The sequence below is a fragment of the Streptomyces sp. NBC_01410 genome (genome assembly GCF_045040195.1).
GTDB lineage: Bacteria > Actinomycetota > Actinomycetes > Streptomycetales > Streptomycetaceae > Streptomyces.
Map to the genome: position 1 here is coordinate 4,265,680 of NZ_CP109530.1, position 26,931 is coordinate 4,292,610.

At 70.7% G+C, this 26,931-nt stretch carries 23 protein-coding genes, 4 tRNA genes and 1 other RNA gene; 10 read left to right on the forward strand and 18 right to left on the reverse strand.

Features of this window, described 5'->3' with window-relative positions; all coding sequences use genetic code 11:
* Positions 1–66 precede the first annotated feature (66 nt).
* From purM to purS, 7 genes are all read right to left on the reverse strand, one after another.
* The gene (gene purM, locus OG741_RS19480) at positions 67–1,161 is read right to left on the reverse strand and encodes a phosphoribosylformylglycinamidine cyclo-ligase (RefSeq protein ID WP_405599594.1); all 1,095 of its coding nucleotides are present in this window, start codon (positions 1,159–1,161) and stop codon (positions 67–69) included.
* Positions 1,162–1,192: 31 nt separating this feature from the next.
* On the reverse strand, positions 1,193–2,710 hold the full coding sequence (gene purF, locus OG741_RS19485) for an amidophosphoribosyltransferase (RefSeq protein ID WP_266480893.1): 1,518 nt from the start codon (positions 2,708–2,710) through the stop codon (positions 1,193–1,195).
* Between the two features lie 306 nt (positions 2,711–3,016).
* Positions 3,017–3,847: an META domain-containing protein gene (locus OG741_RS19490; RefSeq protein WP_405599596.1), complete on the reverse strand. Its 831-nt coding sequence runs from the start codon at positions 3,845–3,847 to the stop codon at positions 3,017–3,019.
* 57 nt (positions 3,848–3,904) lie between these two features.
* Positions 3,905–4,696, reverse strand: coding sequence for a sterol carrier family protein (locus tag OG741_RS19495; protein WP_405599597.1), 792 nt, complete (start codon positions 4,694–4,696; stop codon positions 3,905–3,907).
* A 93-nt stretch (positions 4,697–4,789) separates the two neighbouring features.
* Positions 4,790–7,039, reverse strand: a complete 2,250-nt coding sequence (purL, locus tag OG741_RS19500) for a phosphoribosylformylglycinamidine synthase subunit PurL (RefSeq protein WP_405599600.1) — start codon at positions 7,037–7,039, stop codon at positions 4,790–4,792.
* Positions 7,036–7,716, reverse strand: a complete 681-nt coding sequence (purQ, locus tag OG741_RS19505) for a phosphoribosylformylglycinamidine synthase subunit PurQ (RefSeq protein ID WP_405599602.1) — start codon at positions 7,714–7,716, stop codon at positions 7,036–7,038. Before purQ ends, purL begins: the two co-directional genes overlap by 4 nt.
* Positions 7,713–7,958 (reverse strand): phosphoribosylformylglycinamidine synthase subunit PurS, encoded by a 246-nt coding sequence (gene purS, locus OG741_RS19510; protein ID WP_078076409.1) that lies wholly within the window; start codon positions 7,956–7,958, stop codon positions 7,713–7,715. Before purS ends, purQ begins: the two co-directional genes overlap by 4 nt.
* Positions 7,959–8,250: 292 nt before the next feature.
* Between purS and OG741_RS19515 the strand changes: the two genes are divergently transcribed.
* The 8 genes from OG741_RS19515 to OG741_RS19550 all read left to right on the forward strand — a co-directional run bounded on the left by OG741_RS19515 (position 8,251) and on the right by OG741_RS19550 (position 12,706).
* Entirely contained in the window at positions 8,251–8,586 is a 336-nt protein-coding gene (locus OG741_RS19515; protein ID WP_405599604.1) for an Lsr2 family protein, read from the forward strand.
* Between the two features lie 111 nt (positions 8,587–8,697).
* Positions 8,698–8,769: transfer RNA gene (locus tag OG741_RS19520), tRNA-Gly, on the forward strand.
* An 80-nt stretch (positions 8,770–8,849) separates the two neighbouring features.
* Positions 8,850–8,922: transfer RNA gene (locus tag OG741_RS19525), tRNA-Gly, on the forward strand.
* A 158-nt stretch (positions 8,923–9,080) separates the two neighbouring features.
* Entirely contained in the window at positions 9,081–10,007 is a 927-nt protein-coding gene (locus OG741_RS19530) for an ABC transporter ATP-binding protein (RefSeq protein ID WP_405599606.1), read from the forward strand.
* Positions 10,004–10,780, forward strand: a complete 777-nt coding sequence (locus OG741_RS19535; RefSeq protein WP_405599608.1) for an ABC transporter permease — start codon at positions 10,004–10,006, stop codon at positions 10,778–10,780. Before OG741_RS19530 ends, OG741_RS19535 begins: the two co-directional genes overlap by 4 nt.
* A gap of 14 nt (positions 10,781–10,794) precedes the next feature.
* Positions 10,795–11,997 carry a sensor histidine kinase gene (locus OG741_RS19540; RefSeq protein WP_405599611.1) on the forward strand — a complete coding sequence of 401 codons (1,203 nt, stop codon included), beginning with the start codon at positions 10,795–10,797 and terminating at the stop codon, positions 11,995–11,997.
* Positions 11,994–12,611, forward strand: a complete 618-nt coding sequence (locus OG741_RS19545) for a response regulator (protein WP_405599613.1) — start codon at positions 11,994–11,996, stop codon at positions 12,609–12,611. Before OG741_RS19540 ends, OG741_RS19545 begins: the two co-directional genes overlap by 4 nt.
* Positions 12,612–12,633: 22 nt before the next feature.
* Positions 12,634–12,706 (forward strand) — tRNA-Gly (locus tag OG741_RS19550).
* A gap of 45 nt (positions 12,707–12,751) precedes the next feature.
* On the opposite strand, the gene OG741_RS19555 is transcribed toward OG741_RS19550, so the two are convergent.
* From OG741_RS19555 to ffs, 6 genes are all read right to left on the reverse strand, one after another.
* Positions 12,752–13,651, reverse strand: a complete 900-nt coding sequence (locus OG741_RS19555) for a phosphoribosylaminoimidazolesuccinocarboxamide synthase (RefSeq protein ID WP_405599615.1) — start codon at positions 13,649–13,651, stop codon at positions 12,752–12,754.
* A 92-nt stretch (positions 13,652–13,743) separates the two neighbouring features.
* Positions 13,744–15,201 carry a N,N-dimethylformamidase beta subunit family domain-containing protein gene (locus OG741_RS19560; RefSeq protein ID WP_405599616.1) on the reverse strand — a complete coding sequence of 486 codons (1,458 nt, stop codon included), beginning with the start codon at positions 15,199–15,201 and terminating at the stop codon, positions 13,744–13,746.
* Between the two features lie 214 nt (positions 15,202–15,415).
* Positions 15,416–17,050 carry a hypothetical protein gene (locus tag OG741_RS19565; RefSeq protein WP_405599618.1) on the reverse strand — a complete coding sequence of 545 codons (1,635 nt, stop codon included), beginning with the start codon at positions 17,048–17,050 and terminating at the stop codon, positions 15,416–15,418.
* A gap of 212 nt (positions 17,051–17,262) precedes the next feature.
* Positions 17,263–18,516 (reverse strand): phosphoribosylamine--glycine ligase, encoded by a 1,254-nt coding sequence (gene purD, locus OG741_RS19570; protein WP_405599620.1) that lies wholly within the window; start codon positions 18,514–18,516, stop codon positions 17,263–17,265.
* Positions 18,517–18,576: 60 nt separating this feature from the next.
* Complete coding sequence (locus OG741_RS19575; protein WP_405599622.1) at positions 18,577–20,772, reverse strand: DNA polymerase III subunit gamma and tau; 2,196 nt, start codon at positions 20,770–20,772, stop codon at positions 18,577–18,579.
* 111 nt (positions 20,773–20,883) lie between these two features.
* Positions 20,884–20,982, reverse strand: an RNA gene (ffs, locus tag OG741_RS19580) — signal recognition particle sRNA small type.
* A 72-nt stretch (positions 20,983–21,054) separates the two neighbouring features.
* On the opposite strand from ffs, the gene OG741_RS19585 reads away from it, so the two are divergent.
* Positions 21,055–21,142, forward strand: a tRNA-Ser gene (locus OG741_RS19585).
* A 67-nt stretch (positions 21,143–21,209) separates the two neighbouring features.
* Here the strand turns inward: OG741_RS19585 and OG741_RS19590 are convergent.
* Together OG741_RS19590 and OG741_RS19595 are read right to left on the reverse strand one after the other, a co-directional pair.
* A complete protein-coding gene (locus OG741_RS19590; protein ID WP_405599624.1) occupies positions 21,210–22,355 on the reverse strand; it encodes an NAD(P)H-dependent flavin oxidoreductase in 1,146 nt (381 codons plus the stop codon).
* A gap of 58 nt (positions 22,356–22,413) precedes the next feature.
* Positions 22,414–23,022 (reverse strand): flavodoxin family protein, encoded by a 609-nt coding sequence (locus OG741_RS19595; RefSeq protein ID WP_405599626.1) that lies wholly within the window; start codon positions 23,020–23,022, stop codon positions 22,414–22,416.
* 117 nt (positions 23,023–23,139) lie between these two features.
* Here OG741_RS19595 and OG741_RS19600 point away from each other — a divergent pair, with 117 nt between their 5' ends.
* On the forward strand, positions 23,140–23,733 hold the full coding sequence (locus tag OG741_RS19600) for a TetR/AcrR family transcriptional regulator (protein ID WP_405599628.1): 594 nt from the start codon (positions 23,140–23,142) through the stop codon (positions 23,731–23,733).
* Between the two features lie 418 nt (positions 23,734–24,151).
* Here OG741_RS19600 and OG741_RS19605 read toward each other — a convergent pair whose 3' ends face one another.
* The 3 genes from OG741_RS19605 to OG741_RS19615 form a co-directional block, all read right to left on the reverse strand.
* The gene (locus OG741_RS19605) at positions 24,152–25,360 is read right to left on the reverse strand and encodes a PP2C family protein-serine/threonine phosphatase (RefSeq protein ID WP_405599630.1); all 1,209 of its coding nucleotides are present in this window, start codon (positions 25,358–25,360) and stop codon (positions 24,152–24,154) included.
* A 99-nt stretch (positions 25,361–25,459) separates the two neighbouring features.
* Positions 25,460–26,239 carry an IclR family transcriptional regulator gene (locus tag OG741_RS19610; protein WP_405599632.1) on the reverse strand — a complete coding sequence of 260 codons (780 nt, stop codon included), beginning with the start codon at positions 26,237–26,239 and terminating at the stop codon, positions 25,460–25,462.
* Positions 26,240–26,328: 89 nt separating this feature from the next.
* Complete coding sequence (locus OG741_RS19615) at positions 26,329–26,931, reverse strand: sigma-70 family RNA polymerase sigma factor (RefSeq protein ID WP_361908491.1); 603 nt, start codon at positions 26,929–26,931, stop codon at positions 26,329–26,331.

The window sequence follows — 26,931 nt, forward strand, 5'->3', positions numbered from 1 at the left end:
AGCACTGCCACGTGACCCGGTCAGGGGTGTTCGCCCCGGACCGGGTTTCGCGCTGCCCCTGTGGGGTCAGTTCGCGTAGTCCCCGGTCAGGGTCGCACCGGTGGTGCGCTCGCCGCGCTCGGTGATCTCTCCTGCGACCCAGGCGTCGACGCCCCGGTCCGCGAGCGTGGTCAGCGCCACGTCCACCGACTCCTCGGGGACGACGGCGATCATGCCCACGCCCATGTTGAGCGTCTTCTCCAGCTCCAGTCGCTCGACATCGCCGGCCGTGCCGACGAGATCGAAGACGGCGCCGGGGGTCCAGCTCGACCGGTCGACGACCGCGTGCAGATTGTCCGGGATCACCCGGGCGAGGTTGTTGGCAAGACCGCCGCCGGTGACATGGCTGAAAGCGTGCACCTCGGTGGTCCGGGTGAGCGCCAGGCAGTCGAGCGAGTAGATCTTGGTGGGCTCGAGCAGTTCCTCGCCCAGCGTCCGGCCGAACTCCTCGACCTGCTGGTCCAGGGACATCTTCGCCCGCTCGAACAGGACATGGCGGACCAGCGAGTACCCGTTGGAGTGAAGGCCGGAAGACGCCATTGCGATGACCGCGTCACCCGTACGGATACGATCCGCGCCCAGCAGGTGGTCGGCCTCGACCACGCCGGTACCGGCGCCCGCGACATCGAAGTCGTCCTCGCCGAGGAGTCCGGGGTGCTCGGCGGTCTCGCCGCCGACCAGAGCGCAGCCCGCCAGCACACAGCCTTCGGCGATGCCCTTGACGATGGCGGCGACCCGCTCGGGGTGGACCTTGCCGACGCAGATGTAGTCGGTCATGAAGAGCGGTTCGGCGCCGCAGACGACCAGGTCGTCGACGACCATGCCGACGAGGTCGTGGCCGATCGTGTCGTACACACCCATCCTGCGGGCGAGATCGACCTTCGTGCCGACGCCGTCGGTGGCGGAGGCGAGCAGCGGGCGCTCGTACCGCTTGAGGGCGGAGGCGTCGAAGAGACCGGCGAAACCGCCGAGGCCGCCGAGGACCTCGGGACGCCGGGTCTTCTTCACCCACTCCTTCATCAGCTCGACGGCGCGGTCGCCCGCTTCGATGTCGACGCCCGCGGCCGCGTAGCTGGCACCGGTGCCCGCGTGCTCAGCACGCTCGGAAGATTCAGCGGTCATTGCTGGGAGCTTTCGTGTCGTACTGCGGGGGTTACGGACGACGGAGCGCGTCGGCGGCATCGGAACCGCCCGCCAGCTCGGTCTCCAGAAGCTGCTTACCGAGCAGCTCGGGATCGGGAAGATCCATCGGGTACTCGCCGTCGAAGCAGGCGCGGCACAGATTCGGCTTGGCGATGGTGGTCGCCTCGATCATGCCGTCGATGGAGATGTACGAGAGCGAGTCCGCGCCCAGCGAGCTGCCGATCTCCTCGATCGTCATGCCGTTGGCGATCAGCTCGGCGCGGGTGGCGAAGTCGATGCCGAAGAAGCAGGGCCACTTCACCGGCGGGGACGAGATCCGGATGTGGACCTCGGCGGCGCCGGCCTCGCGGAGCATCTTGACCAGGGCGCGCTGGGTGTTGCCGCGGACGATCGAGTCGTCGACGACGACCAGGCGCTTGCCCCGGATGACTTCCTTGAGGGGGTTCAGCTTGAGGCGGATGCCGAGCTGGCGGATGGTCTGGGACGGCTGGATGAAGGTGCGGCCGACGTAGGCGTTCTTCACCAGGCCGGAGCCGTAGGGGATGCCGCTGGCCTCGGCGTAACCGATGGCGGCGGGGGTGCCCGACTCGGGTGTCGCTATCACCAGATCGGCCTCGACCGGGGCCTCCTTGGCGAGCCTGCGGCCCATCTCCACACGGGAGAGATAGACATTCCGGCCGGCGATGTCGGTGTCTGGGCGAGCCAGATAGACGTACTCGAAGACACAGCCCTTGGGCTTCGCTTCTGCGAAGCGGGAGGTGCGGAGGCCGTTCTCGTCGATGGCGATGAGCTCGCCCGGCTCGATCTCGCGAACATAAGTGGCGCCGCAGATGTCGAGGGCGGCGGACTCGCTCGCGACGACCCAGCCGCGGTCCAGGCGGCCGAGGACGAGCGGGCGGATGCCCTGCGGGTCGCGGGCGGCGTACAGGGTGCTCTCGTTCATGAAGACCAGCGAGAACGCGCCCAGCACATCCGGCAGCACCTTGGCGGCGGCCGCCTCGATGGTGAGCGGCTTGCCGTCGCCGTCGACCTGGCCCGCGAGGAGGGCGGTCACCAGATCGGTGTCGTTGGTCGCGGCGACCTGAGTGGACCGGCCGTTCTCCTTGGGGAGAGCCGCGACCATCTCGGAGAGCTGGGCGGTGTTGACGAGGTTTCCGTTGTGGCCGAGCGCGATCGAGCCGTTGGCGGTGGCCCGGAAGGTCGGCTGGGCGTTCTCCCACACGGAGGCGCCCGTGGTCGAGTAGCGGGCGTGACCGACCGCGATATGACCCTTGAGGGAGCCGAGAGAGGTCTCGTCGAAGACCTGGGAGACCAGGCCCATGTCCTTGAAGACGAGGATCTGGGAGCCGTTGCTCACCGCGATTCCCGCGGATTCCTGGCCTCGATGTTGGAGGGCGTAGAGCCCGAAGTAAGTGAGCTTCGCGACCTCTTCGCCCGGGGCCCAGACACCGAAGACGCCGCAAGCGTCCTGGGGGCCTTTCTCACCGGGGAGCAGGTCGTGGTTGAGTCGTCCGTCACCACGTGGCACGGCACCGAGTGTAGGCGAGATCGACCACTGGTCCGAATTGGGGATATGCAGGGGACTCGCGCGGAGGACGGCCCGGCGCGCTGTTCGACCATGCGGTCTCTTGGTGACCGGACCGTCACGCTGCTGGAGCGCCGACGCGTTGACCTGGCCCGCGTCGCAGGCGCGACCTGTCGCCGCGCCCGGCAGCCCTCGCTCCTCGGCACCGGGAAGGCCGGGATTCGTCTGCGGGGAACCCGCTGCGCGGGGGCCAGGGGCAACGTCGGGGTTGCCCATGTCACACCTGGCGCGCTCCCGTACGCCGGATGATCACTTCTCCGACAGGGCGGGCGCCGACGTCGCGGCCAGTCCCTTGCCGTTCTCCGCGGTCAGGGACAGGGTGCGGTAGTCGATCTTGTACGTCACCTTGCCCCCCAGGACCTTCAGCAGGTGGCTCTCCACCATCGCCGCCGTGCCGGTGCACATCTTCCGGGTGGTGGCGAGCCGGTCGAAGGTGATCGTGGAGCCGGAGATCTTCGCGGTACTGGTGAAGGTGTTGCAGCCGAGGCTGCCGCGTACGGAACCGTCCTTGGCGAAGGTCATGTACGCGTTCTTCTCCGTGCCGGCGGGCATCGAGGCTGCCGTGTCGCCGGTCACCAGGGAGTTCACGGTCCACTTGGTGCCCACCAGCGGAGCCGGCTTCTGGGCGCTGAGGGCGATGGAGTCGCCCTTGTCGGTGGTCAGGGTGAGCTTGCCGTCGGTGATCTTCGCCTTGAGCTTGCCGGAGAAGGCGGCCCGCAGCGCGTCTTCGAAGGCCATGCGGCCCTTGTCGCAGGCCATCTCGGTCTGCACGGCATTGCCCACGGTGATCGTGTCGCCGGCGACCTTCACGTCGGCGCCGAAGCCGTTGCAGCCGTAGCTGCCCTGGGCGCGGCCTTTGGAGGTGATCTCGACATGCGCGCCCTCGGGGGCAGCGGACTTCTTCCCGTCGACGGTCACGCTGTCGACGGACCAGTGGACGCCGGTGAGTGGCACGTCGGTCGAGACCGATGCGCCGGCGTCGCCGGTGCCGGTGCCGGATCCGGAACCCGTTTCCGTGCCGCAGGCCGCGAGGGCGAGCAGCGCCAGGGCGGTGACAGGAATGCTCAGCTGGTTGCGCATACCGATCTGACGGGCCTGCTGTGGCTCTGGTTCCCCCTCGCCCTCCCCCTGCCGCGTTCAGCCCAGGATCGGGAGCAACCCCGAGAGATCGGCACGCTCGCCGCTCGCGCTGACCTTCGCCGCGTCGAGCGCCTCGGCCCATCCCGTACGCCCGGTGGCGAGACGGATCCAGGTCAGCGGATCGGTCTCGACGACATTGGGCGGGGTGCCCCGGGTGTGCCGGGGGCCCTCGACGCACTGCACGACGGCGAACGGCGGCACCCGTACCTCGGTGGATGCCCCCGGTGCTTTCACCGCGAGCGCGTCGGCGAGCAGCCGGGTGCAGGTGGCGAGCGCCTGCCGGTCGCAGGGGATGCCGAGCCCGGTGGCGTCGTTCAAGTCGTCGGTGTGGACGATGAGTTCGACGGTACGGGTGACCAGGTAGTCGCCGAACCGCATCGCGCCCACGCGGGCGGCGAGGAGCCGGTCGTCGGAGGCGACGGCCAGCAGCTCGGCGATCCGGGCCGCGGTCCGGGCGTACAGCTCCGGGGGCTCGGCGATCGCCGCGATCTTCTTGGTGTCCTCGGAGACGCTCCCGGCGTGCTTGACCGTCGCGAACGGCCAGTCCAGCAGCTCGACTTCCACCGCGGCGGGCGCGGGGTTCGCGTAGGTCCGCGCGACCGTGTCGACCGCCATGGCGATGTGCCCCGTCAGGTCACGCACCGTCCAGTCCCCGAGCCGGGTGGGCAGAGCGAGCTGCTCGGGCGTGAGAGTGCCGACCGCGCGCTGTACATGCGCGAACTGGGCGAGAACGGCGCCGCGGATCTTGGCGGAGTCGTAGCTGCGGGTGCGCTTCTTGGCCGGTGGCATGAGACAGACAGTAAAGGGTGGGTACGACAGCCGCACAGGCCGCGAAAGCCCCCGCCCGGAGGTCCGGACGGGGGCTCCCCCAGCAGCTGTGCGTCAGACCAGCAGACCCGGGATGGTCTCCTCGTGAGCCGTACGGAGCTCGCTCAGCGCGATGCTGAACTCGCCCTGCACATCCACTTCGTCGCCGTCCACGACACCGATACGCGTCACGGGCAGACCCCGCGCCCCGCACATGTCGTTGAAGCGGAGCTCCTCGCTGCGCGGGACGGACACGACCGCACGGCCGGCCGACTCGCTGAACAGGAAGGTGAAGGCGTCGAGCCCGTCCGGGACGATCAGCCGCGCACCCGTGCCGCCGCGCAGGCACGACTCGACGACCGCCTGGATCAGGCCGCCGTCCGACAGATCGTGCGCCGCGTCGATCATGCCGTCGCGGGAGGCCGAGATCAGGATCTCGCCGAGCAGCTTCTCGCGGTCCAGGTCCACGGCCGGCGGCAGTCCGCCGAGATGGTCGTGGATCACCTGGGACCAGGCCGAGCCGCCGAACTCCTCACGCGTGTCGCCGAGCAGGTAGAGGAGCTGGCCCTCTTCCGCGAAGGCGATCGGGGTGCGGCGGTTGACGTCGTCGATGACACCGAGGACGGCCACGACGGGCGTCGGGTGGATCGCGACCTCACCGGTCTGGTTGTAGAGCGAGACATTGCCGCCGGTGACCGGGGTGCCCAGCTGCAGGCAGCCGTCCGCGAGGCCGCGGGTGACCTCGGCGAACTGCCACATGACGTCCGGGTCCTCGGGCGAGCCGAAGTTCAGGCAGTCCGAGATGGCGAGCGGCCTGGCACCGGAGGCGGCGACATTGCGGTACGCCTCCGCCAGCGCGAGCTGCGCGCCCGTATAGGGGTCGAGCTTGGCGTACCGGCCGTTGCCGTCGGTCGCCATGGCCACACCCAGGTTCGACTCCGCGTCGATCCGGATCATGCCCGCGTCCTCGGGCTGGGCCAGCACGGTGTTGCCCTGCACGAAACGGTCGTACTGATCGGTGATCCAGGACTTCGACGCCTGGTTCGGCGAGGAGACCAGGGCGAGGACCTGCTCACGCAGCTCCTCGGAGCTCGCCGGCCGGGGCAGCTTGTTCGCGTCGTCGGCCTGCAGCGCGTCCTGCCACTGCGGACGGGCGTACGGACGGTGGTACGTCGGGCCCTCGTGCGCGACGGACCGCGGCGGTACGTCGACGATCTGCTCGCCGTGCCAGAAGATCTCCAGCCGCTCGCCCTCGGTCACCTCACCGATGACGGTGGCGATGACGTCCCACTTCTCGCAGATCTCCATGAAGCGGTCGACCTTGCCGGGCTCGACGATCGCGCACATGCGCTCCTGCGACTCGCTCATGAGGATCTCCTCGGGCGAGAGGGTCGCATCACGCAGCGGGACGGTGTCGAGCTCGACGCGCATACCGCCGGAACCGGCGCTCGCCAGCTCGGAGGTGGCGCAGGACAGACCGGCGCCGCCGAGGTCCTGGATGCCCGCGACCAGCTGCTCCTTGAAGATCTCGAGCGTGCACTCGATGAGGAGCTTCTCCTGGAAGGGGTCGCCGACCTGGACGGCGGGGCGCTTGGCGGGACCGGTCGACTCGAAGGTCTCCGACGCCAGGACGGACACGCCGCCGATGCCGTCGCCGCCCGTGCGGGCGCCGTACAGGATGACCTTGTTGCCGGGGCCCGACGCCTGCGCGAGGTGGATGTCCTCGTGCTTCATCACGCCGATGCAGCCCGCGTTGACCAGCGGGTTGCCCTGGTAGCACTCGTCGAAGACGACCTCGCCGCCGATGTTCGGCAGGCCCAGGCAGTTGCCGTAGCCGCCGATGCCCGCGACGACACCCGGCAGGACACGCTTGGTGTCGGGGTGGTCGGCGGCGCCGAAGCGCAGCGGGTCGACGACCGCGACCGGGCGGGCGCCCATGGCGAGGATGTCGCGGACGATGCCGCCGACGCCGGTGGCCGCGCCCTGGTAGGGCTCGATGTAGCTGGGGTGGTTGTGCGACTCGACCTTGAAGGTGACCGCGTAACCCTGGCCGACGTCGACGACACCGGCGTTCTCGCCGATCCCGACGAGCATCGCGTCGCTCTCGGGCTTCTTCTCGCTGAACTGCTTCAGGTGGACCTTGCTGCTCTTGTACGAGCAGTGCTCGGACCACATGACGGAGTACATGGCGAGCTCGGCGCCGGTGGGCCGGCGGCCGAGGATCTCGCGGACGCGCGCGTACTCGTCCTGCTTGAGGCCGAGTTCCTTCCAGGGCTGCTCGACGTCCGGGGTCCCGGCCGCGTGCTTGACCGTATCCAGGCTCATGCGTTGACCAGCTTCTTGAGGATCGAGGTGAAGAATCCGAGGCCATCGGTGCGGCCCGTGCCGATGAGGGGCTCGACGGCGTGCTCCGGGTGCGGCATCAGGCCGACGACATTGCCCGCGGCGTTGGTGATGCCGGCGATGTCACGGAGCGAGCCGTTCGGGTTGAAGTCCAGGTAGCGGAAGGCGACCCGGCCCTCGGCCTCCAGCTCGTCGAGCACACGCTCGGCAGCGACGTACCGCCCGTCCATGTTCTTGAGCGGGATCAGGATCTCCTGACCGTCGGTGTAGTCCGCGGTCCAGGCCGTCCCGCTCGTCTCCACCCGCAGCTTCTGCTCACGGCAGATGAAGTGCAGGTGGTTGTTGCGGAGCATGGCGCCCGGCAGCAGATGCGATTCGGTGAGGATCTGGAAGCCGTTGCAGATACCGAGAACCGGCATGCCCGCCCTGGCCTGGTCGATGATCGTCTCCATCACCGGCGAGAACCGGGAGATGGCTCCGGCGCGCAGATAGTCGCCGTAGGAGAAACCTCCGGCGAGGACCACGGCATCGACCTGCTTGAGGTCCTTGTCGCGGTGCCAGAGCGAGACGGGCTCGGCGCCCGCGAGGCGGACGGCGCGCAGGCTGTCCTGGTCGTCGAGCGTGCCGGGGAAAGTGACGACTCCGATACGAGCGGTCACGATTCCACCTTTACGACGAAGTCCTCGATGACGGTGTTGGCGAGGAACGTTTCGGCCATCTCATGGATGCGGGCGAGGGCGGCCTCGTCGACCGGCCCCTCCACCTCCAGCTCGAAGCGCTTTCCCTGACGTACGTCCGCGATTCCGTCGAATCCGAGACGCGGCAGTGCACGTTGAACTGCCTGTCCCTGGGGGTCGAGGATCTCGGGCTTGAGCATGACGTCGACTACGACGCGTGCCACGGGCACTCCCGGTGGTGTGTTGCGAGGGCGGTTCCCTCAGCGTACCCGCCCGAAAAATCTACGCGGGTAGATATCTGGAGAACGCCCAGGGAAAATCCCGGGAAAGAATCCCGCACGCCATTGCATCGGACACGCGCATGTAATTGGCTGGGCTTCACAATGCAGTGCGAACCGCTGTACAAAGGAATACAGAGGAAAGCACCATTGCCCCTCACCGGCCGGAAATCCGGTATCACCGCATGTCGGTACGCCTGTCAGAACCGGTGATACCGCAGGGAAAGGACCGATATCCGTGGCTCAGCGAGTAGTGGTCACGCTCTCCGACGACATCGACGGCGGAGAAGCGGCGGAAACGGTCGCGTTCGCACTGGACGGGAAGTCGTACGAGATCGACCTCAATCCCTCCAATGCAAAGAAACTGCGCAAGGCGCTGGCCCCCTACATGGCGGCAGGCCGAAAGCAGACAAACGCCGGGAAGCGTGACAAGTCCCGCGTCTCCTACCGGCACACCTCGCTCGAGCCCGCCCCGGCGGCCGTGCGGGCGTGGGCGCAGTCCAACAAGATGGCCGTGCCGGCCCGCGGACGGATCCCCAAGGCGGTCTACGCGGCCTTCCGCGAGGCCAGTTGAGAGGCCGGCCGAGAGCGCTCGCAGATCCGAGTTGCACTGCACCCCGGCTGTTCGGCTAGAGTCTGGAGCACGCCGAGGGGCGAGGCCGCACGGCCCGACCTCACGCAGCGTGCGGGTGTAGTTCAGTAGTAGAACGTCCCCCTTCCAGGGGGAAGGCGCAGTGTGCAATTCCTGCCACCCGCTCTGCATCGCTTTACCGGCCACGGTTGTGGATCAGGTAGAGTGGTGGACGCACCGCCCAGTGAGAGCTGAGCGGCAGCAATGCGGACGTGGCTCAGTTGGTAGAGCATCACCTTGCCAAGGTGAGGGTCGCGAGTTCGAATCTCGTCGTCCGCTCAGAGTGAAGGCCCTGGTCGATATGACCGGGGCCTTCTTCGTGTTCGTGTGTTCCCTTCGTATGCGCCCTCGTATCCACCGGCCCCGATGACATTTGTCATGGACAGCGGTGACAGCCCGCACTGCCGGGCGGACCCGGCCGGCCCGAGCCTTGAGTCATGACCAGAGACCAGTACGTCATCGAGGCCGAGGAGCTGCGGCGGACCTACGGCGGCGGCTTCGAGGCAGTGACCGGCATCTCCTTCTCCGTGGCGCGCGGCGAGGTCTTCGCCCTGCTCGGGACCAATGGTGCGGGCAAGACCTCCACGGTCGAGCTGCTGGAGGGCCTTGCCGCGCCCGACGGCGGACGGGTACGGGTCCTCGGTCACGATCCGCACCGCGAGCGAGCCGCCGTCCGGCCCAGGATCGGCGTGATGCTGCAGGAGGGCGGCTTCCCCTCCGACCTGACGGTGGCCGAGACGGCCCGGATGTGGGCGGGGTGCACGAGTGGAGCCCGGCCGATCGCTGAGGCGCTGGAGCTGGTGAAGCTCGGCGAACGGTCCGGCGTACGCGTCAAGCAGCTGTCGGGCGGCGAGCGGCGGCGGCTGGATCTGGCGCTGGCGCTGCTCGGGCGGCCCGATGTGCTCTTCCTCGACGAGCCGACGACCGGCCTGGACGCGGAAGGGCGCTACGACACCTGGGAGTTGGTGCGGGCACTGCGCGAGGGTGGCACGACCGTGCTGCTGACCACGCACTATCTGGAGGAGGCCGAGTCCCTGGCCGACCGGCTGGCGATCATGCACCGGGGGCGGATCGTGAGCACCGGCACCCCGGCCGAGGTGACGGCGGCCCGGCCGGCACGCATCCGGTTCGTCCTGCCCGAGGGGGTGGCGGCGGGACGGCTGCCGCTCTCGCTGCGGGCGGCGGCGGACGGCCGGCGGATCGAGATCCGTACGCACCGGCTGCAGCAGGCGCTCGGTGAACTGCTGCAGTGGGCACGGGAGTCGGACGTACGGCTGGAAGCACTCGACGCCCGGTCGGCCACGCTCGAAGAGGCCTTCCTCGACATCGCCCAGCGGCAGGAAGGGCTGGTGGAGGCCCGATGAGGACCAAAGCAGTGGGCGCCTCCGGGCGGCTGAAGGCGCTCGGACGGGCCGAGTTGACCCTGCTCGTACGCAATCGCTCGGCGCTGTTCGTCGCGTTGTTCGTGCCCGTGGCGATGATCGGGGCGATCAAGGTTTCGCTCGACCCGTGGGATCCCGAGGAGACCGGGATGAGTGTGGCCGAGGCCGCGATGACCGGCGGCATCGGGATGACGCTGATCCTGGTCGTCTACTCCAACCTCGTCTCGGCGTACACGGCCCGGCGCGAGGCGCTCGTGCTCAAGCGGCTGCGTACCGGCGAGGCTACGGATCCGGAGATCCTCACCGGGATCGCGCTGCCCGCTGCCGTCCTCGCGCTCGCGCAGTGCGCGCTGATGGTCGTCGCCGGGGCCGCGCTGCTCAGGGTGAAGGCACCCGAGCGTCCCGAACTCCTCCTGGCGGGCGTGCTGTCGGGGTTGGTGCTGATGACCGCGCTGGCCGCGGCGACGTCCGCGTACACCAGGACCGTGGAGAGCGCGCAGATCACCACTCTGCCCGTGTTCCTGGTCTCGATGATCGGCTCGGGCCTGTTCATACCGCTGGAGGCGCTGCCGCAGAAGGTGGCCTCCGTGTGCGAACTGCTGCCGCTGACGGGGGTGATGCAGCTGGTGCGGGCCGGGTGGCTGGGCGGGGCGCAGGCGTCCGACCTCCTCATTGCCACGCTGAACGCACTGGTCTGGACGGGGCTCGCGGTGTTTGCTGTGCAGCGGTGGTTCCGCTGGGAGCCGAGACGCTGACCGGAGGTGTGCGGGTGAGGGGGTGGAGCGCTCGCAGCGGGCTGGCCAAAGTCGACCTGTACACACGCGGCACGGTGTATCTGATCGTGTGGGTCGGGGTTCTCGGGCTGGGGTTGCTGCTGATGGCCCGGCCGGTGAGCACGGACGGGCAGCTCGTGCTGGTCGCGGCCGCCATGCTGCTCGCGCTGGCCGAGGGGGTGTTCTGCGGACGCATGGCCCGGCACGCGATGGACGCCTATCTGGGCCAGGGGCAGGTGCCCCGGAGGCTGGTCCTGTGGGCCGCGGCGGCGACGGCCGCGACGACGGCCACCGTGGTGGTGCTGGCGGCGACGGCCGATCTGACGGGGCAGCTGCCGACGATGCTGGCGGCGGCACTCGCGCCGTTCCTCACCGTCCACTGTCTGCTCGTACGCAACCGGACCACGGCCCTGATCCAGCTGGCGGTACTGGCCGTGATCTGCGGTCTCGTCCCGCTGACGGGCCGCACGGCCGACGAGGTGCTGCTCACCGTGGTGAGCGTCGGCTTCACGAACGGGTGGCTGGCCTTCACGGCCCGCGTGTCCATGTGGGTGCTCGCGGTGATGTGGGAACTGCGGGAGGCCCGTGATGTCCAGGCGCGGCTGGCGGTAGCGGAGGAGCGGCTGCGGTTCGGACGGGACATGCACGACGTCCTCGGCCGGAATCTCGCCGTGATCGCGCTCAAGAGCGAGCTCGCGGTGCAACTGTCCCGGCGCGGCAGGGCCGAGGCGGCGGACCAGATGGTCGAGGTGCAGCGGATGGCCCGTGAGGCGCAGCAGGAGATACGGGAGCTGGTGCGCGGCTATCGCGAGGTCGATCTCGGCGTCGAACTCCAGGGCGCGCAGGGGGTGTTGGAGGCGGCCGGGATCGACTGCCGGATCGAGGGCGGCGTGGGCGGGGAGCTGCCGGTCCGGATCCAGTCGGCGCTCGGCTGGGTCGTACGGGAGGCGACGACCAACGTGCTGCGGCACGGGGACGCGGCGCGCTGTGTGATCCGGCTGAAGGAAGCCGGGGATCACGCGGTGCTGGTCGTGGAGAACGACGGGGCGCCCGAGCCCCGCACCGGCGCGGGCGGCTCCGGACTCGCCGGGCTGCGGGAGCGGCTCACCGCACTGGACGGCTCGCTCGACGCGGGCCCGGCGGGCGAGGGCCGCTTCCAGCTCACGGCGAAGGTGCCGCTTCCCCAGGAGGAACGATGACGACGACACCCGTACGGGTCCTGCTCGCCGACGACGAACATCTCATCCGGGGCGCGCTCGCCGCGCTGCTCGCCCTCGAAGACGATCTCGTGGTCGTCGCCGAGGCCGCGTCCGGGACCGAGGCCCTGGCCATGGCGCGGGCGCACCGGCCCGATGTCGCGGTCCTCGATCTCCAGATGCCCGCCCCGGACGGTGTGAGCGTGGCCACATCCCTGCGGGCCGAACTGCCCGGGTGCCGGACGATGATCGTGACGAGCCATGGGCGGCCCGGACATCTCAAAAGAGCGCTGGCAGCGGGCGTGCGGGGCTTCGTGCCGAAGACGCTCAGCGCCCGGCGGCTGGCGGAGATCATCCGTACCGTGCACGCCGGAAACCGCTATGTGGACCCCGAGTTGGCGGCCGACGCGATCTCCGCGGGGGACTCTCCGCTGACCGTCCGGGAGGCCGAGGTGCTGGAGCTGGCGGCGGACGGGGCGCCGATCGCGGAGATCGCGGAGAGGGCCTCGCTGTCGCAGGGCACCGTACGGAACTACCTCTCGTCGGCCGCCTCCAAGCTGGGGGCCGAGAACCGGCATACCGCGGTGCGTCTCGCTCGCGAGCGAGGTTGGGTATAGTGGTCTCCGCGCAACAGCGCATGCGGACGTAGCTCAGTTGGTAGAGCGCAACCTTGCCAAGGTTGAGGTCGCCAGTTCGAACCTGGTCGTCCGCTCAGAGTAGAAGGCCCCGGTCATCGCGACCGGGGCCTTCTCCGTGTCTACGACCAGCTCGTGCCCGTCAGCAGCGCGTACGCCTCGATGTATTTGGCGCGGGTCGCCTCGACGATCTCCTGAGGGAGGGCCGGCGGCGGCTGCTCGCTCTTGCGGTCCCAGCCGGAGGCCGGGGAGGTCAGCCAGTCGCGCACGTACTGCTTGTCGTAAGAGGGCTGGGCGCGGCCCGGCTCCCAGGAGGCCGCCGGCCAGAAGCGGGAGGAGTCGGGGGTCAGCACCTCGTCGGCGATGACGAGCTCGTCACCCTCGAAGCCGAACTCGAACTTGGTGTCCGCCAGGATGATGCCGCGGTCGCGGGCGATGTCACGGGCCCGGCCGTAGACGGCGAGGGTCGTCTGGCGCAGCAGGGCGGCGGTCTCCGCGCCGACCTGGCGGGCCACTTCCTCGTAGCTGACGTTCTCGTCGTGATCGCCCACGGCCGCCTTGGTCGCGGGCGTGAAGATCGGGGCCGGGAGCTCGGAGCCGTCGCTCAGGCCCTCGGGGAGCGCGAGGCCGCAGACCGTACGGGACTCCTTGTACTCGGCGAGGCCGGAGCCGGTGAGATAGCCGCGGGCCACGCACTCGACCGGAACCATGCGCAGCGACTTGCAGATGAGGGTGCGGCCCGCCCAGTCGGCGGGGGCACCGTCAGGAAGGCCGGAGCTCAGGACATGGTTGGGGACCAGGTCCTCCAGACGCTCGAACCACCACAGCGAGAGCTGGGTGAGCACCCGCCCCTTGTCGGGGATCTCGGTGGGCAGCACCCAGTCGTAGGCGGAGATGCGGTCGCTGGCGACCATCACGAGGTCGCCCGCCTCGTTCTGGTACAGGTCGCGCACCTTGCCGGTGTGCAGATGTACCAGGCCCGGCACCTGAAGCGGCTCGGGCTTTTCTACGAATCCGGACACGGTTCCTCCCCGTGGTGACGTCTAACCTGTCCGATTGTCCCGTACGCGGGGTGGACCGGCTCGTACGGGGTCAGTCGCGCTTGCAGATGGGGTCAGTCGCGCTTGCAGATGCGGTCGAGGAGGTTCGCCGTCGCCCGCTGGACACGGGTGTCGACGTGGCCGGGGCGGTCCAGCGCCGGGGACCAGGCGAAGGTGCCTGCGGCGAAGACGAGCGCGCCCGAGGGTGCGCGGTACAGGGAGGTCTCCTGGTGGCGGGTGGCGCCGTCGACGTCCCGGTAGGGGGAGTGGGAGAGCAGGATCCGGCCCTGGTGCTCGGGCAGCGCCGTGCGCGGGAAGTACCGGTCGGCCTCGCCCGCGACCAGGCCGGGGAGCTTGTCGCCGTCGTCGGCGCCGGTCGCCTCCCAGAGCCAGTGATCGGCGTTCCGTACGACCAGAGGGTGTGGCTCGGGGACCCGTCCCGCGTACTGGATGCCCAGCAGCTGCTGCTCGGCCCGGTCGATCTCGCGCCACAGGGCCGGTTTTCCGGGGCAGCGGCGTTTGCGGCAGGTCAGCAGGCGGTCGGGGACGCCGGAGGGCGACGGGCCGAGCTCGACCTGCCAGTACATGGTGTTGGCGGAGAGGAAGACGAGCGAGGTGCCGCGGTCGCGGGCGCGCTCGACGGCGCGGCGCATCGGGACCGACCAGTACTCGTCGTGGCCCGGGAAGACCAGTCCCCGGTAGCGGCCGGGGTCCACGCGGCCGGCGTGGAGGTCGCGGGTGTCCGCGTAGGCGAGGTCGTAGCCGTACCGCTCGGCCCAGCGGATGAAGTCATAGGCGTGGCCGACATGGAGCGGAAGGCCCGCGCCCGCGTAGGGACGGTCGAAGGAGACCGTGGTGGCGGCGTCCTCCTCGCCGAGGAGGCGGCCCGTCTCGTCCCAGGCGTGGTAGAGGCTGGCGCCCGTGCGGCCGTCCTCCGGATAGAGGTTGTACGCCTGCCAGGTGATGTCCGGGAGGAGAAGCAGGAGGTCGGCGGGCTGGTCGTCGCGGACGGTGAAGGGGATGTGGGAGCGGTAGCCGTCGGCGGTCGTGAGCACGGCGACATACGCGCCGATCGCCCAGTAGGACGGGATCTGCAGCCGCCAGGAGAGCCACCAGTGGTGGCAGGAGACAGTCCGGTCGGCGGCGAGAGGCGGTGGCTGGACGATGCCGGAAAGGCGCGGACTGGTGGTGATCTTGGCTGCTCCGTCGCCCGCGTAGTGCCCGATGCGGTAGACGTCGACCGAGAACTGCTGGGGCGGGTCCACAGTGATGTGGAAATCGATCGCCTCGCCGGGGGCGGCCGCGCCCGTGGACGCGAAGCCCTTGATCTGCCTGCGTACGTCGTCGGCGGTGCGGGGTCCGCGGGCGCTCCTGCCGCGGTCGGGATCGGCGTACCAGGGGACGACCTGGCCGGTGTCGTCGAAGTAGTGCTCGCTGCCCCGGAGCCAGGGCAGGGGGCCCTGGCCGAAGGGGTCCGTGACGGCGTGGGCGAGGGCGCCCGATTCCCATCGCCGGATCTGCTCCGCCCCCATGCTGCGCCCTCCCTCGAGGCCCCGGATCATCTGTGATGCGCCACCAGTGTTCAGTGCCGGTCTCCAGCACATCACATAACGCACGCACTCCGTCACCGTTCGTCGCGAATCGACGCGAACGGAAGGGACGTTCCGGGCGAGATGGGTGTATCGCCCGCGCGGAGGCTCGTCGTCGTCCGTCGTCGTTCGCGTCGTGCGAGCCCGTCCGACGCCGTCAGACCAGGCGGACCGGCTTTTCCGGGCGGACGCCGAGGGTGGAGAGCCAGCTGCGCAGCGGGGCCGCGTCGCCGTCCTCGGTCAGGCTCAGCACGCGGCCGGCCAGATCCGCACGGCGTTCACCATTGATCATCAGCGCCGGGCCGTCGAGCCAGTCGAGGCCGGGGGCCGCGCCCGCCGTGTCGACGGCGGCGCAGCAGACCATCGCGGTCACATGGTCGGCGAGCAGCTCACGGCCCGTACGGGGCGGCTGTAGCGGGAACAGCGGAAGCGGGTCGGCTCCCCAGCCGTTCAGCGCGTCACCGGGGCTCTTGGGGGGCGGGGGGACCGCGGCCTCCTCGCGGGCGACCTCCGCGCTGATCCCGGCGGCCAGCAGCTCGCCGGCCTCGGCACCCGGGCCGGACAGATGGTCCATGACCCGGGTCAGCGTCGGCCCGTGCGGGCCCGTCGACGGCGGTACGCCCAGATCGTCGAGCACCCTGTGGAGACGGGCCGCTTCCGTACGCCACTTACGGTCGACCACTTCTTCCGGATACTGCTGCCAGTCCACCGGCGACCAGTCGGGGCCCGCCTCGGCCGGGCCGCCGTGGAAGAGGCGGGCGGCCAGCAGGGACGCGGCCTCATCTATCGCGCCGGGCTCTTCGAGCAGGTCGCAGGCGGGGCGCTCGCCGAGCCGGGAGGCGAAGCCCTCGGCGAGACGGTCGCGCCGCGAGAGCTCGGTCAGGGCCGAGACGACGCCCGCGTCGAGGCGCGAGGGCCATCGGCCCATGCGCCAGGCGGGCAGCGCGACCCGGGTCAGCAGCCGGTCCCAGCCCGCATAGGCGAGGCCGACCTGCTCCTGGGCGACGATCCTCAGGCCGTAGTCCACAGCCTGTGCACGCTCGGACGCGGCCGCCGCGACGCCCCGCTCCATCTCGGAGGCCGGCGCCTGACAGCTGCGCAGCAGCAGCCGGGTGCTCCCGCCGACGAAGCTGAGCGCCACCCTGCGTATCGGTCCCAGCCCTGGGGCGGACGCGACCGCGACCGCGGCGTCCAGGCCCCGTACGAAGCGGCGTGCCGCAGCTATGTCGGGGTGCGCGGAGGGCGCCGTGCCCGCGACGACCGGGGCCAGCACGGCCCGCAGCTCGGCGACCCGCATCCACCACAGGAAGGGCGAGCCGATCACCAGCACCGGCGCTTCGGTGCCGCGGCGCCTGCTTCCGCCGGGTAGCGCATGGGCCGGGTGCGTACGGTCCTCGAGCCAGCTGTCGCAGTCGGGGGTGAGCGCCAGCGCGGAGGGCGCGGGGACCTCCAGGCGCTCGGCCAGGTCCCGCACCAGCCGGTACAGATCCGGGGCCGCGCGCTCCGGGAGCTCGACGGTGGGGCTGAGCGCGGGACTGGCCCGGACTATCACGGCCGAGACCGCCGCGGCGAGCAGCAGCACGATCACCGCGAAGACCGACACGGCCCAGCGCGCCAGGTCCCAACTTCCGCCGCTCATATGCCCCGCGGCATCGCCCGCGAAGAGCACCACGGCCACGGCCGCGGGCAGCAGCGCCACGGCCACCGCCCTGCTGCGCACCCGCAGCACGGCGAGGGCTCGCGAGCGCGCGGCGTGCGCACCCAGCGACTCACCGAAACCGGTACCGGACACGGTCCGACCTCACCCCCTCTGCCCTGCGACGGTGTTGCTCACTCCCCCACTGTGGCACCCACAACTGACATCGCAATGCCGGTGGGCCAAGTGCCGGAACGCTTGCGCCGCACCCTAGTTGGGGCTTCGGCGGGCGTCATCCGGATGGCTCAGCCGTCACTCGATGGAATGGCGTTGGGCAAAGGTGATGACGGTCCTCAGGGCCTAGAGGTTCACTCCCCGGCGGCCTCGCGTGCGATGTCCGTACGGTGCAGCGAGCCGTCAAGACGGATTCGCGCCACCGCCCGGTACGCGCGCTCACGCGCCTGCGCCAGGTCCTGCCCGGTCGCCGTGACCGAAAGGACCCGGCCGCCGGCGCTCACGATCGCGTCGCCGTCCCGCTTCGTCCCGGCGTGCAGAACGTACGCGTGGGGCGCATCCTGGGCCGCGACCTCGTCCAGGCCCTCGATCTGGTCGCCGGTGCGCGGGGTGTCCGGGTAGTTGTGCGAGGCGACGACCACGGTCACGGCGGCGTCATCCCGCCACCGCAGCGGCGGCTCCAGATCGAGAGTGCCCTGCGCGGCGTGGAGCAGCAGGCCCGCGAGCGGGGTCCGCAGGCGGGCCAGGACCACCTGTGTCTCCGGGTCGCCGAAACGGGCGTTGAACTCGATGACGCGTACGCCGCGCGAGGTGATCGCCAGACCCGCGTACAGCAGCCCGGCGAAGGGCGTGCCCCGGCGGTGCAGTTCGTCGACGGTGGGCTGGAGGACGGTCGCCATGACGTCGTCGACCAGCTTCGGGTCCGCCCACGGGAGCGGGGAGTACGCGCCCATGCCGCCCGTGTTGGGGCCCTCGTCGCCGTCGAGGGCGCGCTTGAAGTCCTGGGCAGGGGTGAGCGGGACGACCGTCTCGCCGTCGGTGATCGCGAAGAGGGACACCTCGGGGCCGTCGAGGAACTCCTCGATGACCACGCGGCCGCCGCAGGCCAGGGCGTGCTCGCGGGCCTTGTCGAGGTCGCTCGTCACGACGACGCCCTTGCCGGCCGCGAGGCCGTCGTCCTTGACGACGTACGGAGCGCCGAAGGCGTCGAGGGCCTCGTCGATCTCCTCGGGCGTCGTACACACATAGCTGCGGCCCGTGGGAACACCGGCGGCCGCCATCACGTCCTTGGCGAAGGCCTTGGAGCCCTCCAGCTCGGCCGCCTCGCGGGAGGGGCCGAAGCAGGGGATGCCCGCGGCTCGTACGGCGTCGGCGACCCCGGCGACGAGCGGTGCCTCCGGTCCGACGACGACAAGCCCGGCCTCCAGCTCGGTGGCGAGCCGCGCCACGGCCTCACCGTCCAGCGCGTCGACCGGGTACAGCTCGGCGACCTCACCGATGCCTGCGTTTCCGGGCGCGCAGTACAGAGCGGTGACGTCGGGGTCGAGGGAGAGAGAGCGGCACAGGGCGTGTTCGCGGGCGCCGCCGCCGATGACGAGGACCTTCACGGCAGCCAGCCTAGCCGCCGGGGCCGGCTGCTCCTGTACGGGCCTCCGAGACCTTCTCCCCTATTCGTTTGTGTATTCCTCCACGACGGTGGCACCGAGCTCGCGGACGATCACGTCGATGCCGGAGAGCGCGGAGTCGACGAGGTCGGGGTCGTCCTCCTCCGGTACGTCGTCCTCGGGGGCGACCGGGGGCGGGCTGTGCACGGGGGCGGGGCGCGGGGGCTCGGCCGCGGAGGCCTGCGGGGCCGCCGAGTGTGGAGCTGCCTGGGCGGGCCGGGGCGCCGGAGCCGTAGGGGCCGGGGCGGGAGCGGAGTTCTGGGGGGCTGTGGCCTGCGCGGCGGGGGCGGACGGGCCGCGGCCGCCGCCACCACCGCTCCCGTATCCGCTGCCACCACCACCGAAGCCGCCACCGCCGGAGCCGCCTGTGCCGCCTGCGCCGAAGCCGCCTCCGCCACCGGACGGGGGCTGGGCACCTCCGCCCGGGCCGGCAGTGCCGCCCGACGGGTCGATGATCGCCTCGACCTTCCACTGCACATTGAACTGCTCGGACAGCGCCTGCTTCAGCACCTCCTCGCTGCCGCTGCTGGCGAAGTTGTCCCTGGCGCCGGCGTTGATGAAGCCGAGCTGGAGGGTGGTGCCGTCGAAGCCCGCCACCTGGGCGTTCTGGCTGAGCAGGATCCACGTGAAACGGCGGCGGTTCTTCACCGCCTCCAGGATGTCCGGCCACATGTTCCGTACCTGACCGGCGCCTTGGACCATGCCGGGAGCGGGGGCCGGTGCGGCGGGCGCGGGCGCGGCCGGACCGGGAGCCGCGGGCCCCGGCTGCTGGCCGCCCTGTCCCGGGGCCGACGCGGTGGGCCATCCACCGGGACGCCGCCCGGCCTCGGGCGCGGTCGCGGCGGGCCAGGCACCGGGGCGCTGCCCGGCGGGCTGCTGCTGCTCGGCGGGGGAAGCGGCGGGAGCGGGGGCTTCGGGCGCAGGGGCGGGAGCTTCGGCGGGCGTGGGCGCGGGGGGTGCGGGCGGCACCGGCGCGTGGGCCTGGGCCGCAGGCCCCGGGACGTACCCCATCGCGGGCCCGGGACCGCCGGTCGAGAACGTAACCCCGCGCTCCAGCTTGTCCAGCCTGGCCTGCGTCGAACGCTCGTCGTCGAAGGCGGCGGGCAGCAGCACCCGCGCGCAGATCAGCTCCAGCTGCAGCCGTGGCGAGGTGGCGCCACGCATTTCCGTAAGCCCCGTGTTGACGAGATCCGCGGCCCGGCTCAGCTCGGCCGCGCCGAAGACGGAGGCCTGCGCCTGCATCCGCTCGACCACATCGGCGGGGGCGTCGATGAGCCCGGTCGTCCCCGCGTCGGGCACGGCGGCCAGGATCACCAGATCCCGCAGCCGCTCGAGGAGATCGGCGACGAAGCGCCGCGGGTCGTTGCCGCCTTCGATGACCGTGTTGACGACCTGGAAGGCCGCGGCCCCGTCACCCGACGCGAAGGCGTCCACGATCGAGTCGAGCAACGACCCGTCCGTGTACCCGAGGAGGGAGGTGGCCATGGCATACGTCACACCCTCCTCGGCGGCGCCCGCGAGCAACTGGTCCATGACGGACATGGAGTCACGCACGGACCCCCCGCCCGCCCGTACGACGAGCGGCAGCACACCGTCGGCGACCGGGATGTTCTCCTTGCCGCACACCTCGCCCAGGTAGTCGCGCAGAGTCCCGGGGGGCACCAGCCGGAAGGGGTAGTGGTGCGTACGCGACCGGATGGTGCCGATGACCTTCTCGGGCTCGGTGGTCGCGAAGATGAACTTGAGATGCTCCGGGGGCTCCTCGACCACCTTCAGCAGAGCGTTGAAGCCCTGCGGGGTGACCATGTGCGCCTCATCGATGATGTAGATCTTGTACCGGCTGCTCGCCGGGCCGAAGAAGGCCTTCTCCCGAAGATCACGCGCATCGTCCACACCACCGTGGGACGCGGCGTCGATCTCGATGACATCGATCGACCCCGGCCCGTTCCTCGCGAGGTCGCGGCAGGACTGGCACTCACCGCAGGGCGTGGGTGTGGGCCCCTGCTCGCAGTTCAGACAGCGGGCGAGGATGCGCGCACTGGTCGTCTTGCCGCATCCACGCGGCCCGCTGAACAGGTAGGCGTGATTGACCCGGTTGTTCCGCAGGGCCTGCTGCAACGGGTCGGTGACATGCTCCTGCCCGATGACCTCGGCGAAGGACTCGGGGCGATAGCGGCGGTACAGCGCAAGGGACGACACGCCTACGAGGTTATCGGGGCCCACCGACAAGCGGCGCCGCCGTCCAGCCCGTCCGCTGTGCGGTCCGTCGGTCCGTCGGTCCGTACGCCGCGTCCGCCCCGTTCGTCCGCAAACGCAAGCGCCCCCCACGCACCCGCCAGAGCCGACCTACCCTTGCTGCCTTCCGGCCCTGGGGGAGTTCAGTCAGATAGCGCCACGTGAGGGGCTCCGCACAGGGTACCTGATGGCAGGGGGTGGGAACGAGTTCGCTAGCACTCCTCAACGTCTTGTATTGTTTGCGGCGGAGGATTCGCCTAGTGGCCTAGGGCGCACGCTTGGAAAGCGTGTTGGGGGCAACCCCTCACGAGTTCGAATCTCGTATCCTCCGCCAGTGCCTCACCGGGCACGATGTCGAAGGGCCCCACCGTTCGCGATGGGGCCCTTCGTCGTTGCCCGTCTCAGTTTCCGTCTCCGCAGCCTCGCCCTGGCTGGTCGCGACCAGGTGCCCGGTGGCCCAGCGCCGTCTCCGTCCCGGCGATGAGCTCGTCGAGGTAGTCGCGGGCGCCGCGCGGCCGGGTGAGCGCTGCCGCCTGTCCGGACCAGAGGTTGACGTACTCGGCCAGACCGCGCTCCGCGGCCGCTGTGCGCAGCGGGCGGGTGAGCGTGTACTGGAGCGGATACGGCGCCAGTTCGTTCTCGTACGCCAGCGCCTCACGTGTGAAGCGGTTGGGGATCGCCCGCGCGAGCCGTCCCGAGAAGGCCCGGGTCAGTACTGTCGTATGCGCCCCGGGGCCCTGCAGCGCGGCCCGGTGGATCGCGCTCGCGCCGGACTCCTCGGTCGCCAGGAAGCCGGTGCCGATCTGCACGCCGTCCGCCCCCAGCGTCAGCGCGGCGGCGATTCCCCGGCCGTCGGCAATGCCGCCGGCGGCCACGACGGGGATCGACACGGCCTGCGCGACCTGCGGGACAAGGGAGAAGGTCCCCACGAGGGATTCGTTCACGGGGCGCAGGAACGAGCCGCGGTGCCCTCCCGCATCACTGCCCGAGGCGACGACGGCGTCCATGCCTGCCGCCTCGATCGCGAGGGCCTCCTCGACGGTGGTCGCCGTACCGACGGTCCGGATGCCCCTTCGCCGGGCTTCGTCGAGCACGCGGGCCTCGGGAATGCCCATCACGAAGCTGATCACCGGCGGCTCCGCCGCGAGCAGCGCGTCGATCTGCTGCGCGAATTCCGGGGCGGGTGGTGGCTCCTCCAACTGGGCGGTCGGCAGCCCGAGTTCCTCGAACCACGGGCGCAGCAGCCCGGCGTACCGGGCCATCCGGTCACGGTCGGGCGGTGCCGCGGCTTCGTCTGGATGCGGGACCCAGAGATTGACCGCGAAGGGCCGGGCGGTGGCCTTTCGCAGCTCGCCCACGAGCTCGCCGATCCCGTCCGGGGTGAGGATGTGTCCTCCGTACGAGCCGAGCCCGCCGCCTTCGGACACGGCGGAGGCGAGCGCCACGGACGACAGCCCGCCGCCGAACGGACCCTGCACGATGGGCACTTCGAGGCCGAGCAGCCCGGCGAGCCGGCCGCGGGCCCAGGGGCGCTTCCCGTTGGTCATGACAGTCTGCCTTTCAGGACATGGAGAGCTCTCGGGGCATCCATGGGAATGAGGGCGTTCACAGCGCGAGTGCGAGCGCCGTGCGGCCCGACACCTGCTCGAGTGCGGTCTCGGCCACCCGGCGCCCGAGGTGCTCGGCCGTCCGCAGATCCGCCCCGGGCGGGGCGTCCTCCGGACCGAGGTCGGACGGCGACTGAGCCATCGCGCCGAGGAAGCCGCCGAGACGGTTGAGGTCCTCGGGGGTTCCGCTCGTGGAGTACTCACCGCCGGGCGGCAGGCCCAGCGAGACCCAGTTCATGCCATGCTGCGCGGCGAAGATCGCGAGGCCGACCAGGACGTTCAGCTTGTCGCCGTTGATGCCGGCGGAGTTGGTGAAGCCGGCGGCGAGCTTTCCGGCCCAGCCCTGGTTCATCCAGACCGGGGCGCTGGCCTCGGCGAATGCCTGGAAGACGGCGGACTGGCTGCCCATGTAGGTGGGTGTGCCGAAGACGATCGCATCGGCGCCGGCAAGCGTCTCCCACAGCCGGTCGTCCACGACGGCCACGTCGCACAGCTCGGTCTGCGTTCCGGGCACCGACCCGGCTCCGGCAGCAACCGCACGAGCCTGGCGGGCAGTGTGGCCGTAGCCGCTGTGGAAGGCGACGGCGATCGTGATCTTTTTGGGCATGGCGAAGTCCTCGCAGGTCAAGTGGTCGGCGGGGTTTCCCGCCACCTGCCGAGGAGAGTAGACGACCGGTCAACTAAAAGCGACTCTTTATAGTTGACCGCCCGTATACTCACCAGCATGGGACGGACGAGCACGGCACGCGAACGACTGCTGGACGCGACCTGCGGCCTGATGCTGAGCCGCGGTTACGGCACGATGGGCGTCGCCGAGATCTGCGCCCGCGCGGACGTGAGGAAAGGCAGCTTCTACCACTTCTTCGAGTCGAAGCAGGCCCTGACGATCGAGGCGATCAACGCCCACTGGGCGGCCCAGAAGCCCGGCTGGGTAGCGACCCTGCGCAGCGACGGGTCCGCGGAGGGCAGGCTGGAGAGGCTCTTCCTCGACCAGGCTGCCGCCCAGCGCACGGCGAAGGCAGAGGGCGGCGCGGTCAACGGCTGTCTGTTCGGCAATCTGGCGCTGGAGCTGAGCACCCAGGACGCGGTCGTCCAGACCCGGCTGACGGAGATCTTCGACGAGCAGATCGACCTGGTCCACGCCACGCTCGCGGATGGGGCGGAACAGGGCGCGATCCCTGCCCAGGCCGCGACCCGAGCCACCGCCCGCGCGGTACTCGCCCAGCTGGAAGGCATGGTCATGTTCGCGAAGCTGGCGAATGACCCGTCTGTGCTGGACGGGCTGTGGGCGCAGACCTCTCGGCTATTGCAGAGCTAGGCCCGTGTTTTAGAACTAGCGCCGTCCGCCCCGTAGGGCGGGGCTCGCGGCGTCTGGTGCGTGCAATCGCAAGGCGGTGGGGGCACCCCCGGACGAAGTCTGGGGGAGATCATCCTCGTACTGGACGTACTTGGATGACTCCGACAACGCAGCGAGTGTGCGTGCCAGGCGTCGCGGGCCAGGCGGGAGTTCTCAAACACGGCCTAGGCCGCCGCCCGCGTCCGGCGTCACGACGCGCGAGCCTCCGGGGACCGCTGTGCAGCGTTGCCGTCCGGGGCGCCTGAGGCATCACGCGATCGAGTGCATCGCCGCTGTCACCGGCCAAGGCCTCCAGTTGTACGGCCCCGAAGCCGGCAAGTGAACTCGCGCTGACCCCGGGCCGAGGGAGTGGGGCCTTCATCGTTGTCCGCCCCCTGCGTCACAACCGCGCCCCTTCCACAGCTGCGTTCGGGCCCTTCGGCTGGGCACATACGTGCCCGGCGGCAGCGGCCGGCTTGCGGAGCAGGAGCAGCGCCGCGTCGTCGTGGAGGCGGCCGCCGACGTGTGCCTGGAGTTCGTCGTGGAGCCCGGCGAGGGTGCGGGAGGGCTCGTCCGACACGTGATGCGCCACCCGCTCGGCGAGCGGGTAGAACTCACGGCCGTGGTTGCGGGCCTCGGTGACACCGTCGGTGTAGAGGAGCAGTTGGTCGCCCTCGGCGAAGGGCAGCACCTGGAGACTCGGGGTCTCGCCGGAGAGGGCGCGCAGCCCGAGCGGCGGAGTCGGATGCGTCGGTTCAAGGGGCAGGACGATGGAATCGCGGACCAGCAGCGGCGGGGCGTGTCCGCAGTTGACCACCTCCATGCGCCCGGACTCGGGGTATCCGACGACGACCGCGGTGACGAAGTCGTCGGCACCGAGGTTGCGCGCCAGGCTCCGTTCGATCCTGCCGACGACGTCGAGGAGGTCCGGCTCGTCGTAGGCGGCCTCGCGGAAGACACCGAGGACCAGTGCGGCGGTGCTCACCGCGGGCAGGCCCTTGCCGCGCACGTCGCCGACGATCATCCTGACCCCGTACTCGGTGGGCACCAGCGCGTAGAGGTCCCCGCCGATGCGGGCCTCCGCCGCGGCGGCGCTGTAGCGGACGGCCACCTGGAACTCGCCGACCGTCGCCGGGATGGGCTTGAGTAGCGCGTGCTGGGCGGCCTCGGCGACCGAGCGGACGGCCGCCAGTACCCGTTCGCGGCGTACGCGCAACGCGCTGGCCAGGGCGCTCGCCAGCGTCACGGCGGCCAGCGAGGACAGCACGATCGCCTGCTCGCGCCCCGGCGCATCGCCCCTGGCGCCGAGTGCGGCGCCCAGCGCCACGGCGAGGATGCCGATCCGGAGGACTCCCCACGGCCTGCTCGTGGCGGCGGCCAGCGCGGGCCCGACGGCGAGCAGGGGCACCCAGCTCAGTCCGGCTCCGCCGATGAGCCCGACCAGAGCGACGGCACAGACGATCAGTACGGGCGCGAAGGCGGCGAGGTGCGCCGCGGTACCTGTGTGCCCCGGCGTCGCCGCCCTCGAATCGGCCGGGGGCTTCGTGAGCCGTTGAGTGACCTGCCAGATCGGCCGGCGGTCACGGTGATGATCCCGGTCGTGGCTCATATCCTCTGCCGCAACTCTCCTGATTCACGGCGCGCACGCCTGAATGTCCGTTTCCTCCAGAGAACAGGTTGCTGAGGCCTCGCCGCAAGGACTGGATTTTCAGATAGTGAGCGAAAGACCCCTGGTCACGCGGCTCGCTGTCGGGAGCAGTCGGGCTCGGACCTCTTCGAGCCGCGCCCGGGCCTCTTCGACACGGGGAAGCCGGTCGGCCCGGAGGGAGACGCCGAGCGAGCCGAGGGTGTTCCCGCTGTACACGGGCACCGCGACGCAGACCGTACCGAGGGAGTACTCCTCCATGTCCATGGCGCCGGGGGCGGCGGGCGGTGCGTCGAGTCGGCGGAGCAGTTCGGAGCGGCTGGTGATGGTGCGGGGCGTGAGGTCGGCGAGCGTGTGCCGGGAGAGGTAGTCGTTGCGGGAGGCGTCGTCCAGCTCGCGCAGCACGCTCTTGCCCAGTGCGGTGGCATGCCCGGCGTCCTCGAATCCCACCCAGAGGTCGACCCGTGGTGTCCGGGGGCCGTCGACGATGTCGGCGACCCGGATCTCGCCCTCCTCGTAGAAGGTCAGGTACGTGGCGGCCGAGAGTTCGTCGCGCAGAGCGGCCAGCGTGGGACGGACACGGGTGAGCAGCCCCTGCCCGCGGCTTCCCGTATGCAGCGAGTGCAGCCTGTCCCCGATGACGAACGAGCCGTCGTCCAGTTTCCGCAGATAGCCGTCGTGGGTCAGGGTCCGCAGCAGGTGATACGTGGTGGCCAGGGGCAGCCCTGCCTCACGTGCCAGCTGCTTCGCCGGGGCACCGCCCTCGTGAGCCCCTGCGGCTTCCATCAAGCGGAAGGCCCGCTGCACGGATCGGATGAGGGTGGGGCCGTCCTGAGCACCCATGCCACAAGCTTGCGCCCGGCGCCCGGCACCAGCAAGGCAACTGTGAGGGGAGGGCCGTCGGACCGGCCGGGTCCGACGGCCTCCATGAGTCAGACGGCGACCGGCTGTTCCGCCTCGTGCAGCAGGCCGACCAGCGAGCTGCGTGCGCGGGCCACCCGGGAGCGGACGGTGCCCACGGGGCAGCCGCTGACGAGGGCGGCCTCGGCGTAGGGCAGTCCCAGCAACTGCGTGAGGACAAAGGCCTCCCGGCGCTCGTCGGGCAGCGTGGCCAGGAGTTCGCCAAGGGCTATGCCGTCGTCGAAGCCGGGCAGGTTGCGGGACTGGGCGCGCTCCGCGGCGGACTGCCAGTCGTCCGTGTCCGCGAGCCGGGGGCGGGCCGCGGTGTGCCGGAGGCTGTCGATCACCGCGCGCCGGGCTATGGAGAGCAGCCAGGTACGGGCCGACGAGCGGCCCTCGAAGCGGTGCAGGCTGCCGAGCGCCCGCAGGAAGGTGTCCTGGGTCAGATCGTCGGCGGCCTGCGGATCGGCGCTGAGGTAGGCCACATACCGGCGTACGTCGCGGTGCAGGGCGCGTACGAATCGCTCGACGGCCAGGGGATCACCGCCGCGTGCGTCGAGCGCCCATGCGGTGATCGCGTCGTCGGTCGTACATCGCGTCGTACGGGGCACGGTCGAGGTCAGGGCAGAGTTCAT

Bases quoted from the DNA above. Each gene is read 5' to 3' on its own strand.
- OG741_RS19590 (WP_405599624.1), bottom strand. From the start codon at position 22,355: ATGACCAACGGGAAGCGCCCCTGGGCCCGCGGCCGGCTCGCCGGGCTG.
- OG741_RS19490 (WP_405599596.1), bottom strand. From the start codon at position 3,847: ATGCGCAACCAGCTGAGCATTCCTGTCACCGCCCTGGCGCTGCTCGCC.
- OG741_RS19615 (WP_361908491.1), bottom strand. From the start codon at position 26,931: ATGAACTCTGCCCTGACCTCGACCGTGCCCCGTACGACGCGATGTACG.
- OG741_RS19610 (WP_405599632.1), bottom strand. From the start codon at position 26,239: ATGGGTGCTCAGGACGGCCCCACCCTCATCCGATCCGTGCAGCGGGCC.
- OG741_RS19495 (WP_405599597.1), bottom strand. From the start codon at position 4,696: ATGCCACCGGCCAAGAAGCGCACCCGCAGCTACGACTCCGCCAAGATC.
- OG741_RS19530 (WP_405599606.1), top strand. From the start codon at position 9,081: ATGACCAGAGACCAGTACGTCATCGAGGCCGAGGAGCTGCGGCGGACC.
- OG741_RS19595 (WP_405599626.1), bottom strand. From the start codon at position 23,022: ATGCCCAAAAAGATCACGATCGCCGTCGCCTTCCACAGCGGCTACGGC.
- purM (WP_405599594.1), bottom strand. From the start codon at position 1,161: ATGACCGCTGAATCTTCCGAGCGTGCTGAGCACGCGGGCACCGGTGCC.
- OG741_RS19545 (WP_405599613.1), top strand. From the start codon at position 11,994: ATGACGACGACACCCGTACGGGTCCTGCTCGCCGACGACGAACATCTC.
- OG741_RS19600 (WP_405599628.1), top strand. From the start codon at position 23,140: ATGGGACGGACGAGCACGGCACGCGAACGACTGCTGGACGCGACCTGC.
- OG741_RS19605 (WP_405599630.1), bottom strand. From the start codon at position 25,360: ATGAGCCACGACCGGGATCATCACCGTGACCGCCGGCCGATCTGGCAG.
- OG741_RS19560 (WP_405599616.1), bottom strand. From the start codon at position 15,201: ATGGGGGCGGAGCAGATCCGGCGATGGGAATCGGGCGCCCTCGCCCAC.
- purL (WP_405599600.1), bottom strand. From the start codon at position 7,039: ATGAGCCTGGATACGGTCAAGCACGCGGCCGGGACCCCGGACGTCGAG.
- OG741_RS19535 (WP_405599608.1), top strand. From the start codon at position 10,004: ATGAGGACCAAAGCAGTGGGCGCCTCCGGGCGGCTGAAGGCGCTCGGA.